This is a genomic window from Kribbella sp. NPDC050241, from assembly GCF_044459685.1.
Taxonomy (GTDB): domain Bacteria; phylum Actinomycetota; class Actinomycetes; order Propionibacteriales; family Kribbellaceae; genus Kribbella.
Genome location: NZ_JBITJE010000011.1, coordinates 86,167 through 98,636 on the forward strand (window position 1 = coordinate 86,167; position 12,470 = coordinate 98,636).

The window sequence follows — 12,470 nt, forward strand, 5'->3', positions numbered from 1 at the left end:
CACCCTCAGCGGACGCCGCCGGGGCAGGCCGCCAGATCGTGGATCGACGCGACATTCATCCGTCCGTGATGGCAGGGCAGGAATCTGAACGTCTGCCGCCGGCCCACGGAGGGTTCAGGTGCCGGCCCGTTACCGGTGTGCAAGGCCCCGCCCAGCGCGGACGGGGGTTTCCAGCATGTAGATCGCGGAGCGGATCGCCGAGGAGTGCCACACGTTGCGCCACCGCGACCATTGGCGCTTCTTGTCCACGCACACGACCTTGGTGTCGACAGCTGCCTCCGGATGGCCGAAGTGTGCGGCGACGTTGCCGAGTGTCTGGCTCCAGAACCGGTCCTCCTGGCGATGGCCACCCATCATCAGGGCCAGCTCGAAGATCGGATCCGAGGCACGCATCAGAACCTGGGTCTGTACGACGGTCGCGTCGTCCTGCCGCGATGCGCTGAACGTGATCCAGCCGGCGAACATGTGACCCTGCGGCGTCATCAACGTGAACGACTCGTCGTCGGCGTACAGCATCATCACGCCGGTCGACAGCTTCAGGCCGGGCATCTTCATGTTGAGCAGCGCGACATCACCGGGTTCGATGCCGGTGAGCGGTGCGTAGAAGTGGTTGCCGGGCGGCCAGAACTCACCGAAGTCCTTGCGCCAGGCGGCGATGAGATCGACCGGCGCGACGCGCTCGGACGGCAGCCGCATCACGTACGTCTTCTGCCACATCTTCCCGAAGCCCTGGATCGGGCTGGTGAGCTGCCGGCCGTCCACATTGAGGTTCGTGGCACCGTCGGGCACCTGCGAGACCTTCAGCCGCGAGACCATCTTCGCCCAGTGGGCCGCGTCGCGGTTGGCCGCGACGGGCTCTTCGTCGTTGCTGCCGGTCATGGTGTGCGCCCCTCTACGCCGCGCCGGCCGCGGCCAGCGCATCCTGTTCGGTGTCGTGAATGCCGATCGCCTCGTCGAGACGGGTCAGCTCGAAGATCTGCCGGTAGTGCTCGGACAGGCCGTACGCCAGCAGCCGCTGCGAACGCCGCTTGGCGCGGACCAGCAGCGTCACCAGCAGGCCGATTCCGCCACTGTTCATGTACGACAGTCCCGCGAAGTTGAGGATCACCGCCGTCACGTCGCCGGCGCCCTCGTAGGCCTGCATGAGCACCTCCTCTGAGCCTGCTGTCACATCTCCCTGGATGTCGACGACGCCGGCCGTCCCCTTACGGCGTACGTCGAACGTCGCTGTTGCCTCAGCCATGTCCGTCCCCTCCCACGCCCTGTACGGCGCTGTCCTCGTCGTTCTCGATCGCCATGAAGTCGGCCAACCGGGTGATCTCGAAGATCTCGCGGTAGTGGTCGGTGAGTCCGTACGCCCGGATCGGGATGCCGTGCGCCCGCGCGCGGGCGAGCAGGCCGACCACGAGAGCGATACCGGTCGAATTGATGTAGCCGCTGTTCTCGAAGCTGAGCACCACGGCATCCGGCCGTACGCCCGTCGCGGCGGTCCACGCCTGGTCCAGCGCGGACTCGGCCGCGGCGTTCAGGTCACCGACCAGTTCGATCACCGCGACGCCGTCCCGCCGGCGTACGTGTGCGAGCGCTTCACGTGTCGTCATCGCCGTCTCCTTCCTCCAGCACCGGTTCGAGGTGCATGACGAGTTCGACGATGTGGCGTTCTCCGACGCTGGTCTCCCGCGCCTCGTCGACCATGTTCTTGATCAGGAACAGTCCCCAGCCGCGCGGACGCTGGAGACCCGCGAGCTTCGCCTCCAGGTCGGGCACCTCGGTCTCGCCGGGGGCCGGGCGGGCGCCGCCGAGGTCGGCGACCTCGACGCGGACCTGGTCCGGCTCGGCGTGTACGCGGACCGTGACGGGGCGGTCGGCGCGGTAGGAGTTGCCGTGCTCCATCGCGTTCATCGTGGCCTCGGCGACCGCGGTCTCGAGGCGGCGGAGCCGGGCGGGTGCGAGGCCGAGTGAGGCGACCGTGGCGGCGACTCGTTCGAGCGCCAGCCGCTCGTTGCCCTGCACACTCGGCACCTCGAACTCGACGAGCAGCTTCCCGACGACCTTGCCGTTCGGGCTGTCGCCCTGAGCCGGCTCCCGTTGCAGGACGACCATGGTGATGTCGTCCTCCTGCTCGGCATCAGGTCCGGTGTGGGCGTGCAGATCCGCGAGCACCAGATCGATCAGCTCGCCGCCGCCCGGGTACTGTGCGACCGCTTCCTTGAGGCGCGGGAACCCGAACATCTGCCCTTGTGGGTCGTGTGCCTCGACGATGCCGTCGGAGTGCAGGAGCAACGAGTCGCCCGGCGCGAGGAGTGTCTCGCGCTCCTCGTACTTCATCCCGGTCATCAGACCCAGCGGCATGCCGCGGGCGCGCAGCTCGACCGAGCCCAGGGCTGTCTTGACGTACGGCAGGTCGTGCCCGGCGTTGGCGAACCGGAAGTGGCCGGTCGTCGGGTCGAGAACGCCGTACAGGCAGGTGACGAACATCTTCGCGGGCATGTCCGGGCAGAGGTGCTCGTTGACCCGCTCGAGCACCTCGCCGGGTTCGATCAGTCGTTGGGCGGAGGCACGCAGCACGCTGCGAGTGGCCGCCATGACCAGCGCTGCCGGTACGCCCTTGTCGGTGACATCGCCGATGACGAAGCCGACCTGCCCGCCGGCCAGCGGGATCACGTCGTAGAAGTCGCCGCCCACCTCGCGGGCCGGTTGGTAGCAGGCCGCGACCTGCCAGCCGGACAGCTCGGGAAGCTGTTTGGGCAAGAAGTTCTGCTGGATCAGCCGGGCGACCTCGAGCTCCTGCTCGAAGCGCTGGCGGGTGCGGGCCTCGGCCTCCTGCTGGCGGACCAGCTGGCCGACCCGCAGGGCCGGCGCAGCCTGTGCGGCCAGGTTGTCGAGCAGTTTGCGATCGTCGCTGGAGTACTCCTGCTCCGACCGGCGCGGGCCGAGGTTCAGTACGCCGATCAGCTCGCCCTGGCTCACCAGCGGCACGGCGAGCTTGACGCCCGCGGCCTTGAGCTCTGCCAGCGCAGGCGAGTCAAGCTTCAGCGCCTCCACGTCCACCGCGCCGCTCGCGCTCTGCAGGTAGGCCAGGAGGGGGTCGTTGGGTGCGATGTCGACCGGCGTCGCCTCGTCGCCCGGGACCGGTTGCGCGTGGTGCTCGGGCATCGGCCGACCTGCCCCGGCGGCGGTTCGCCCGCGGAGTCGGCGGAAGGTGCTGCTCAATGCGACCATCACAAGCCCTTTCTACTGATCCGTCGTCCGGGAATCGTTACGATCATCGGTTCGCAGCCACAGCGAGACCTGGGTCGGCTGCATGGTGTCGTACACAACGCCGCGCAGGTCGGTGGCCAGCGCTTCCAAGTCCAGTTCGTGGCGCAGTCGTACGCCGAACGCGGCCAGCGTCCGGGCTGCGTCGTACCTGCTCCTGAAGAACCGGCGGTCGACCGTGGCCTGGATCCGGGTGCGCACCGGGCGGAACAGGGCTGCGACCGCCAGCGTCGACACCGCCACGGCCGGTCCCGAGCCCTGTGTCACCGGGCGCAACAGCAGCTGGAGCAGCAGCACGCTGCCCAGATATCCGGCGGCCAGCGTGACGGTCAGGGCGCCGTACACGATGGTGCGGTTGATCACCACGTCGACGTCGTACAGGCGGTGGCGCAGGATGCCGATGCCCGTCGCGACCGGCAGGCCGAGGACGCTGAGCATGATCGCGGTGTTGGCCACCGCGGGAGTGAGTAGCTCGTAGCCGACTGTGCCGATCGCGATCGTCGCGGCGGCCAAGGCGCCGGCCCAGACCAGCCATTTGATCTGCTGGCGCTGCTCGTAGCCGGCTCTGCGGAACCGCAGGATCAGTGAGAGCGGCGACGCGACGAGGACAGCCAGTACCATCAGCGCGCTCACGCCCTGGCCGATCGCCCGTACCACGCTGTCGATCGCGTACGGGTTCGCCAAGGTAGGGAAGTCCTCGAGCGCACCCGGCTTCGTCAGGCTGGTAAGGAAGAACCCGGCGATACCGAGCACACCGCACCACGCCACCGGTCGCCATCGTCCGGACAGCAGCCGGCCGTCCGGGAACAGCAAAGGCAGGTACGCCGCCGGCACCAGGATGGCCGGAATCCACGAAACAGTCGCGTACGCGGCCGCCGCCTCCGCCAGGGAGCCCGCCGAACCTGCCCCCGCCTCCCGGAGGTCGGCGTAGCCCCTGGCCAAGGATCCGAGGCCGTAGGCCACCGCGGACGCGCAGAAGATCCAGCCGATCGGACTACGCGGATGCCGTCGTGCGATCAGGATCCCGACGGTACAGAACACCAGTACCATCACAACGGTCAGGTCTCCCCAGCCCAACCCGATCGTCCCGGCTGCGGCAGTCAGACCGATGCCGACCGCAGTGAGCACCACGGCCACGCCGCCGAGAGCCCAGGCAAGGAGCCGCGCGGTACGGGCGTTCATCGGCCGGCCGCCCGCAGCCAGAGGGACACGTGGTCCGGCTGCATGGTGTCGCGCACCACGGCCTGCAGGTCATCGCCGAGGGCATCGATATCCAGTTCGTCGCGCAGCCGTACGCCGAACGCCGCCAGTGTCCGGGCCGCGTCGTACTTGCGCCGGAAGAACCGCCGGTCCACCACGACCTGGATTCGCGACCGCACCGGCCGGAACAACGCCGCGACTGCAAGCGTCGACACCGCCACCGCCAGGCCCGACGTCTCGGTCAGCGGGCTCAGCACCAACTGCAGCAGGAGGACGCTACCGACGTACGCCGCGCCCAGTGAGACCGTCAGGCCGCCGTAGACGAGTGTCCGGTTGACTACGACGTCGATGTCGAACAGCCGGTGCCGCAGGATGGCGATCCCGGTCGCGACCGGCACGGTGGCAAGTGCGAAGGAGGGGATCAGTTCTCCGTAGGGGGCGGTCGCCGGCCCGCCCACCGTCTCCACTACGGCCACCGCGCAGAGGGCGGCGGCGACGAGCATCCCGGCGTACATGAGCCACTGGATCTGCTGGCGCTCCACCGTCCGCGCGGAGCGGAAGCGGACCACCAGCGACAGGATGGAGGCTGCGACGGCGATCAGAAGGGCGGCTATCCCCACCGCTCTCAGCGGATTCCACACATCGACGCCGACGTCGACGCCGAACGGGTTGTCCACCCCGACGTCCACCATCGGCCCCGGTGCGAACGCGGCGGTGACAAACTCCGCCAGGAAGCCACCGACGGCAAGCCAGGCGACCGGACGCCAGCGCCTGGACGGCAATCGGCCGGTCGGAAAGAGCAGCAGACCGAAGGTTGGCGCCAGCCACACCGGGAGCCAGGCCCACGTCGAGACCCAACCGATCACCAGGGCCGGCTGGTCCATTCCCAGCCGGATGAGCTCGTCGGCCACGTAGCCGGCGGATCCCACCAGCACCGAGCTCACTCCAGCCAACAGCAGAATCCAGCCGATCGGATGGCGGGGGCGCCGCGACACGATCAGCGCGCCGACCGAGACGAAGGCCAGGACGAACACCAACCAGCCGGCGGACGTCGGAATCCCGTCGCTGCTGGTGATCTCGTCCACCAGATCGACCGTCGGGACGCTGACCGCGAGCAGCCAGAGCAGACTGATCGGTACCCACCGCTTCATCGCGAACCCCGCAGCCACAGCGTCACCTGGGTGGGCTGCATGGTGTCGCGGACCACAACTTGCAGGTCGTTGCCCAGTGCATCGACATCCAGTTGGTCTCTCAGCCGGGAGCCGAACGCCTGCAGCGTCCGGGCCGCGTCGTACCGGTGCCGGAAGAACCGCCGATCCACCAGCAGCTGGATCCGGCGTCTCGCCGGGCGGAACAGTGCCGCCACCGCGAGTGTGGACATCGCCACCGCCAGATCCGACCCTTGCGTCAGCGGGTTCAGCACGAGTTGGAGGAGCAGCACACTCCCGAGGTACGACCCACCGAGCGTCAGGGTCAGAGCGCCGTACACGAGGGTCCGGTTGATGACGACGTCGATGTCGTACAGCTGATGACGAAGGATCGCGATGCCGATGGCCGCCGGCAAACCGACAAGGACCAGGACGACGAGCGACCACCAGGCGATCACGCTCAGCACGCTCAGCCATGGAGCGACGTCATCACCCGCGACAATGCTGACCATCGCGAGAACGATGAACGGAACCAGCGCGAGCAGGCAGATGTAGGCGAACCACGTGACCTGCTGACGCTCACGGCCACGCGCTCGACGCAGCCGGAGCGCCACGGAGACCCCACCGAGAACGAGCGTGCCGGCCGCGAGCACTTCGCCGATGCCAGACAGCCAGGGGATCGCCTCGCCGACGCGTCCTCCGATGCCGAGCGGGTTGCGGATCGGGCGGTCAGTGGTGATCTCGAGGAGGCCCGGCGCGAAAGCGGCCCCGGCGATATTGGCCGCGACAGCGCCCACTCCGAGCCAGACGGCTGCCCGCCACCGTCGCGACAGCAGCCGACCGGTCGGGAACAACAAGGTGAGGAAGAGCGCGGGGAGATAGAGCCACACGAACAACAACCAGCTGCTCAGCCACGCCGCCAACGCCGCGCCGGGCAACGACGCCGGGCTGGCGTAGACGGTCATGAACGTGTCGATGCCCAGGGCAACAGCGGCGACGAGCAGGAGCCATCCGACCGCGTTGGCGGGTTGCCGTGACGCGACCAGTGCACCGACGAGGGCGAAGCCGATCCCGATCGCGACCAGCGCGTCCGATGCGTTCCCGTCGCGAACCGCAACAAGCACAGGCGTTGCCGCAGCCAGTCCGACGAAGAGCCCGAACAGGCTCCAGGCCAGCCGGCGCGCGCTCATCGGTCGGCCTTTCGCAGCCACAGCGTCACGTGGGCCGGCTGCATGGTGTCGCGCACCACGGCCTGCAGATCAGTGCCTAGGGCATCGAGATCGAGTTGGTCCCGCAACCGTGCACCGAACGCCTCCAGGGTCCTGGTCGCGTCGTACCGGCGGCGGAAGAATCGCCGGTCGACCGTTGCCTGGATCCGCGACCGCACCGGGCGGAACAGCGCAGCTACCAAGAGCGTCGACACCGCCACCGCCAGGCCCGATCCCTGCGTCACCGGGCTCAACACCAACTGCAGCAACAAGACACTCCCGACGTACGCCGCGCCCAGTGTCACCGACAGAGCGCCGTACACCAGCGTCCGGTTGACGACGACGTCGATGTCGTACAGGCGATAACGCAGGATCGCCACGCCGACGGCCAGAGGTATGGCCACCAGGAGACCCGCGAAGGCCAGCTCGGAGATCGGGATGCCGCCGACGTCAAGGTTGGTGAACGACAGCGCCGTCGTGACGGGAATGGACCCGATCAGCAGGGCTCCGAGGTAGAACATCCACGAGATCTGTTGCCGTTCCATCCCGCGCGATCGCCGGAAGCGCAGCGCCATGGCCACCAGCGCGAGGACGAGCCCGGCGGCCAGGGCGGGTGCGGCGAGACCGCCGATCTCCGCCAGGACGGGGATCGATATCGGGAACGGGTTCGAGACTGTCGGGAAGTAGTGCAGCTCCCCCGGCCTGAGGAACGTACCGGCGACGTAGGCCGCTACGTCGATCGCCACCGCCCAGACCAGCCACCGCCACCTTCGCGTCGGCACGTGCCCGGTCGGGAAGAGGAGGAACACCAGGAGCGAGGTCGCCGCGACAGAGGGCCAGATCACCGCATCGGCTACCAGGCCGGCCCAGGCGCCGCCGGGCACCGTCCCCGGCGCCCGGAGCAGGGCGTACGCGCCGTACTCGAGCAGGGCCTGCGCGAGGGTGTTGCCCAGCCCGGTGGCGAGGAACAGCCAGCCGATCGCGTTGCCCGGCTGCCGTCCGGTGATCGCCACGCCGACCGTCGGAAAGCCCAGGATCGCCACGTCGACCACGGCGTCCAAGGTGCCGTAGGACCCCGCCGGCCGGGCGTCCCCGTTGATGACGAAGAGTACGAGGGCGACTGCGGTCAGTGCGACACACAGCCCCCACACCGGCCAGGCCAGGCGGGCAGCACCGACTCGAACCCCCATGGCCTCCCCTCCCCCTTCAGGCACGGATACTCCTGATCCACCGACGCACGACATGTTCGCGCTCCACCGTGCAAGAATCGTTACGGTTTCGGTGCGCGGTCCGCCGCGCCGCCGGCGCACGAGGCGGGGGTGTGGTGATCGAGGTCAGCCTGTTGGGTCCGCCTCGGGTCGAGCGAGCGGGAAGGCGTGTCGGATTCGACACCCGCAAGGCGGTGGCGCTGCTCGCCCATCTGGCGCTGGCCGACCGGCCGCGCCCGCGTGACGCCCTGGCTGATCTGCTGTGGCCGGACACCGACATCGAGCACGCCCGCGGTGCGCTACGGCGGACCCTGTCGACACTGCGCACCGCGATCGGACCCGAGTGCCTGGAGACCACCCGCGATCACGTACACCTGATCAAGAAACAGGGCCTCTACGTCGATGTCGACCGCTTCCGGGACCTGGTGACGGAAGGCGACCTGGAGACGGCTGTCGGGCTGTTCCGCGGCGAATTCCTGGAGGGTTTCGGTCTACGGGACGCCCCCGGCTTCGAGGAGTGGGCACGTAGTCAGGCCGACACTCTGCGCCGCGAGCTGACCGGCGCCCTGGCCCGACTGGCTACAGGCTTGGAGGCGGACGGCAACTATTCGGCCGCGCTTGTTCACGTACGCCGGTGGCTGTCGCTCGACCCCCTGCACGAGCCGGCCCATCGCGCACTCATCCGGTTGTACGCACTCAGTGGAGATCGGGCCGCAGCGCTGGCCCAGTACCGCCAGTGCGTCCGTACTCTCTCCCGCGAGCTGGGGGTTCCACCGCTCCCCGAGACGACCGAGCTCTATGAGGCCGTCAACACGGGCACGCTGATCGCGTCGCCGCCTACTGCGGAGACTGCGGAGGCTCCGGCGCAGGAGACGCAGACACCGTTCGTCGGAAGGAACGACGACATCCGGGCTGTCCGCGCGGTCTACGACACGATCGATCACGACGGCCGGCTGGTCGTGGTCGAGGGCGAGGCCGGTATCGGAAAGACCCGCTTGGTCGAGGAGCTTGTCCTCGACCTGCGCAAGAACGGCGCCGCCGTACTGGCCGGCCGCGCGTACGAGGACGAGGCGGCGTTGGCGTACGCGCCACTGGTCGACGCGCTGCGGGCCCGGCTGCGCGAGGACGCCCGCTGGGTCGACGACGTACCGCACCAGACGATCGCCGAAGTGTCCCGGTTGCTGCCGGAAATTGCCGACATCCGTCCCGAACCCCAGGCCGAAGGTCCGGGAGCCGAAGCCAGGTTCCTGGCCGCCGTCTGGGACACCCTCGCGGCGGCTGTGTCCGGGCCTGTCCCCGGCGTGATCCACCTCGACAACGCGCAGTGGCTGGACGAGGCGTCCTTGGTCCTGCTCAGGTACGGCCTGCGCCGGCTCGCGGGTCGGCCGCTGCTGATCACGCTCACCTCGCGAACCCCGGCCGACCACCCGTTCGGCAGTGTCGTCGCAGAGGGCGGTGGCGTCGTCCATCGGCTCGGACGGCTCGACCTGGAAGCGATAGGTGAGCTGCTCGCCACCGCGCGGCCCTCGATGGACCACGAACTGTCGCTCCGGTTGTACGACGAGACCGAAGGCGTGCCGTTGCTGGTCGTCGAATACCTCAACGCCCTCACCACCGGTGCTGATGAGAGCTGGCCGGTGCCGACCGGCGTCAACGACCTCCTGCGCGCACGCCTCGCCAGGGTCAGCGACACCGGCAGGCAAGTGCTGGCCGCCGCGGCAGTCCTCGGGCGATCCTTCGACGTCGACACGGTCCGTGCGGTCGGCGGACGCACTGACGAGGAGACCGTCGCCTCGCTGGAGGAACTGGTACGCCGCGGGCTGATCCGCGAAGGTGCCCTCGATTACGACTTCGTCCACGACCAACTGCGGAGGCTCGTGTCCGACCACACCAGCCTCGCTCGGCGGCGCCTGCTGCACGCACGGGCGGCTCATGCAGTCCACGCCCCGGCAGCAGTCGTTGCCCACCACCTCCAACTCGCCGGCCAGGACCAAGAGGCCGCCCAGGCGTACGCTGCCGCCGCCGACCAAGCCCGGAAGGTCTACGCCAACGCTGAGGCCCTCGACCACCTCCACGCTGCGCTAGCTCTCGGGCACGACAGTCCGTCCACGCTGCACGCGTTGATCGGCGACCTCGAGACACTCGCCGGAGACTACGCCGCCGCAGTACGCAGCTATGAGTTGGCGGCCGCCGACGCGGCCACCGCCAACCTGCCCGGGATCGAACACCGGCTTGGGCGCCTGCGTCACCGGCGCGGGGAGTGGGCACTCGCGGAGGCACACTTCCGCGCCGCGTTGGACACCCTGCCGCCTGACCAACCCGCCGAGCACGCCCGCGTCACTGCCGACCTGAGCCTCACCCGCCACGACGCCGGCGACACGGCAGGTGCGACGGAACTCGCCCGCCAGGCACTCGCGTTCGCCGCCGAGTCAGGCGACCGACGGGCCCTCGGCCAGGCACACAACATGCTCGGCATGCTCGCGACCGCCGGCGGCCGCATCGACGACGCCTTCCAGCACCTCAGGACCGGCCGCGACCTCGCCGAACAGATCGGCGACCTGCCCGGTCGCGTCGCAGCCCTGAACAACCTCGCCCTCGCCCATCGCGCCCGCGGAGAACTGGAACCCGCGCTCGAACTGGCCACCACCGCACTCGCTCTGTGCACCCAGGAAGGCGACCGCCACCGCGAGGCCGCCTTGCACAACAACCTCGCCGACCTGCACCACGCCCTGGGCCACCCCGACGAGACGATGCGACACCTCAAATCAGCGGTGGCGATCTTCGCCGAAGTAGGCGCCCCGCACGGCACGAACATCGACGCCGCCGACGAACCCCGACCAGAGGTGTGGAAACTCGTCCGCTGGTAACGGAAAGACACTCGGGCTACCAGTCAATTCAGCTGGCGAGAGAGACGACACCGATGGCGATCAACGCAGTACTGACAGTGCTCGCCACTACGGCAGGCACAATCGGAGCAGGCAGTGCGGGATCTGGTGCCGGCGCCGGACAGGTGTTGACATGAAACATGGACAGGCAGTTGGTGCACGCGGAGCTTGAACGGGCTCGTGCGGACTTTCGCCAGTTGGTCGAGTCGGCCGATCGAGCGGATTTGCTGAGGGCAACGAACGGGACTCGCTGGAACAACCGCCAACTGCTGTTCCACATGCTGCTCGGCTACCTGATCATCCGTGCCTTGCTGCGGCTCGTGCGACTGTTCGGCCGGCTACCGCAGGGGGCCAGCCGCTCCTACGCCCGACTGCTCAACGCGGCAACCCGACCGTTCGACCAGGTCAACTTCCTCGGTTCGTACGCCGCCGGGCAGACGGTGAGTCCTGAGCGTATGGCGGTCATGTTCGACCATGTCATCGCCAAACTGCATCAACGGCTCGATGCCGAGTCCGACACCGATCTCGCTCGCGGAATGCATTACCCCACCCGATGGGATCCGTTCTTCAAGGACTATATGACCTTGGCCGACATCTATCACTTCCCCACCCAGCACTACGACTTCCACCGCCGCCAGCTCACCGTGACCGGCCCGCCGAACTGACCCGGGTCACAGGCGTCCACGGATTCCGCGAGGAGCTTCTCGAGGCAACCTCGGATGTCCTCGCTCACCCGGCGTACAGCTCTTCGCCGGCACGGCTGGCGGCGGGGACGCGGTACGGATCAGACACGACGACTGACGAGTGGTCCCGCGTTGCCTGGGACCTTCGACTCTGGGATCGCTTTCCACGCGAGCACATCGTGGAGGTGGACGGCGGAACCGTCGGCAGAACGAGGTGATGACGATGTTGATCCGGGACCTGATGACCGCACCCGCAGTGACCGTGACAGCGGAGACGCCGATCACCCTCGCGCTCCGGCTTCTCGACGATCGGAAGATCACCGCCATGCCCGTCGTCGATGCGACCGGCGTACTCGTGGGGATCGTCAGCGAAGCCGACATCGTGCAGGACACTGCCCCCACTGATGGCCACGTCCCGAACGCCGCCGTCTGGACGACCACCGACACGCCACCGCGGCGGATCGCCGACGTGATGAGCCATCTGGTGGTCACCGTCGACCCGGACGACGAACTGGACGTCGCGATCGACCTGATGTGGTCCACAATGGTGAAGAGCCTGCCGGTACTTGATCACGGCCGCGTCGTCGGCATGATCAGCCGCAGCGACGTCATCCACCTGCTGGCCGGCCGTGACGACCGGATCCGCGCCGAGGTTCACGAAATCATCCGGCCCGAGAACCCGGACTGGCAGATCGAAGCCCACGACGGCATCGTCACGGTCACCGGCCCGGCCGACCCGCGCGAGCGCAACCTCGCCGGCGTCCTGGCCGGCAGCATCCGCGGCGTCATCGCCGTTCACATCCGCTGACACGACGCCCGGCTCGCCGCCTACAGCGCCGAAGGTCCCGACCGGAACCGGCCGCTCGGTCCGCGCCGCCCG

At 68.7% G+C, this 12,470-nt stretch carries 11 protein-coding genes; 3 read left to right on the forward strand and 8 right to left on the reverse strand.

What is annotated here, in order from left to right:
- Positions 1 to 129: 129 nt before the first annotated feature.
- The 8 genes from ACIBG5_RS35855 to ACIBG5_RS35890 form a co-directional block, all read right to left on the reverse strand.
- Positions 130 to 879, reverse strand: coding sequence for a hypothetical protein (locus ACIBG5_RS35855; protein ID WP_396396029.1), 750 nt, complete (start codon positions 877 to 879; stop codon positions 130 to 132).
- A 13-nt stretch (positions 880 to 892) separates the two neighbouring features.
- Positions 893 to 1,243: an STAS domain-containing protein gene (locus tag ACIBG5_RS35860; protein WP_396396031.1), complete on the reverse strand. Its 351-nt coding sequence runs from the start codon at positions 1,241 to 1,243 to the stop codon at positions 893 to 895.
- Complete coding sequence (locus tag ACIBG5_RS35865) at positions 1,236 to 1,601, reverse strand: STAS domain-containing protein (protein ID WP_132195136.1); 366 nt, start codon at positions 1,599 to 1,601, stop codon at positions 1,236 to 1,238. The genes ACIBG5_RS35860 and ACIBG5_RS35865 overlap by 8 nt, the downstream gene beginning before the upstream one ends.
- Entirely contained in the window at positions 1,588 to 3,156 is a 1,569-nt protein-coding gene (locus ACIBG5_RS35870; protein WP_396396033.1) for a SpoIIE family protein phosphatase, read from the reverse strand. Before ACIBG5_RS35870 ends, ACIBG5_RS35865 begins: the two co-directional genes overlap by 14 nt.
- 78 nt (positions 3,157 to 3,234) lie before the next feature.
- Entirely contained in the window at positions 3,235 to 4,440 is a 1,206-nt protein-coding gene (locus tag ACIBG5_RS35875) for a hypothetical protein (RefSeq protein ID WP_396396035.1), read from the reverse strand.
- Entirely contained in the window at positions 4,437 to 5,609 is a 1,173-nt protein-coding gene (locus ACIBG5_RS35880; protein WP_396396037.1) for a hypothetical protein, read from the reverse strand. Before ACIBG5_RS35880 ends, ACIBG5_RS35875 begins: the two co-directional genes overlap by 4 nt.
- Positions 5,606 to 6,796, reverse strand: coding sequence for a hypothetical protein (locus ACIBG5_RS35885; RefSeq protein ID WP_396396038.1), 1,191 nt, complete (start codon positions 6,794 to 6,796; stop codon positions 5,606 to 5,608). The genes ACIBG5_RS35880 and ACIBG5_RS35885 overlap by 4 nt, the downstream gene beginning before the upstream one ends.
- Entirely contained in the window at positions 6,793 to 8,004 is a 1,212-nt protein-coding gene (locus ACIBG5_RS35890; protein WP_396396039.1) for a hypothetical protein, read from the reverse strand. The genes ACIBG5_RS35885 and ACIBG5_RS35890 overlap by 4 nt, the downstream gene beginning before the upstream one ends.
- 131 nt (positions 8,005 to 8,135) lie before the next feature.
- On the opposite strand from ACIBG5_RS35890, the gene ACIBG5_RS35895 reads away from it, so the two are divergent.
- The 3 genes from ACIBG5_RS35895 to ACIBG5_RS35905 all read left to right on the forward strand — a co-directional run bounded on the left by ACIBG5_RS35895 (position 8,136) and on the right by ACIBG5_RS35905 (position 12,398).
- On the forward strand, positions 8,136 to 10,889 hold the full coding sequence (locus tag ACIBG5_RS35895; protein ID WP_396396041.1) for a BTAD domain-containing putative transcriptional regulator: 2,754 nt from the start codon (positions 8,136 to 8,138) through the stop codon (positions 10,887 to 10,889).
- Between the two features lie 158 nt (positions 10,890 to 11,047).
- Positions 11,048 to 11,572: a DinB family protein gene (locus ACIBG5_RS35900; protein WP_396396042.1), complete on the forward strand. Its 525-nt coding sequence runs from the start codon at positions 11,048 to 11,050 to the stop codon at positions 11,570 to 11,572.
- Positions 11,573 to 11,813: 241 nt separating this feature from the next.
- The gene (locus tag ACIBG5_RS35905; protein ID WP_396396044.1) at positions 11,814 to 12,398 is read left to right on the forward strand and encodes a CBS domain-containing protein; all 585 of its coding nucleotides are present in this window, start codon (positions 11,814 to 11,816) and stop codon (positions 12,396 to 12,398) included.
- Positions 12,399 to 12,470: the final 72 nt, after the last annotated feature.

Excerpts from the sequence above, each read along its gene's own strand:
- ACIBG5_RS35855 (WP_396396029.1), bottom strand. The coding sequence starts at position 879 with ATGACCGGCAGCAACGACGAAGAGCCCGTCGCGGCCAACCGCGACGCG.
- ACIBG5_RS35860 (WP_396396031.1), bottom strand. The coding sequence starts at position 1,243 with ATGGCTGAGGCAACAGCGACGTTCGACGTACGCCGTAAGGGGACGGCC.
- ACIBG5_RS35865 (WP_132195136.1), bottom strand. The coding sequence starts at position 1,601 with ATGACGACACGTGAAGCGCTCGCACACGTACGCCGGCGGGACGGCGTC.
- ACIBG5_RS35870 (WP_396396033.1), bottom strand. The coding sequence starts at position 3,156 with ATGCCCGAGCACCACGCGCAACCGGTCCCGGGCGACGAGGCGACGCCG.
- ACIBG5_RS35875 (WP_396396035.1), bottom strand. The coding sequence starts at position 4,440 with ATGAACGCCCGTACCGCGCGGCTCCTTGCCTGGGCTCTCGGCGGCGTG.
- ACIBG5_RS35880 (WP_396396037.1), bottom strand. The coding sequence starts at position 5,609 with ATGAAGCGGTGGGTACCGATCAGTCTGCTCTGGCTGCTCGCGGTCAGC.
- ACIBG5_RS35885 (WP_396396038.1), bottom strand. The coding sequence starts at position 6,796 with ATGAGCGCGCGCCGGCTGGCCTGGAGCCTGTTCGGGCTCTTCGTCGGA.
- ACIBG5_RS35890 (WP_396396039.1), bottom strand. The coding sequence starts at position 8,004 with ATGGGGGTTCGAGTCGGTGCTGCCCGCCTGGCCTGGCCGGTGTGGGGG.
- ACIBG5_RS35900 (WP_396396042.1), top strand. The coding sequence starts at position 11,048 with ATGGACAGGCAGTTGGTGCACGCGGAGCTTGAACGGGCTCGTGCGGAC.
- ACIBG5_RS35905 (WP_396396044.1), top strand. The coding sequence starts at position 11,814 with ATGTTGATCCGGGACCTGATGACCGCACCCGCAGTGACCGTGACAGCG.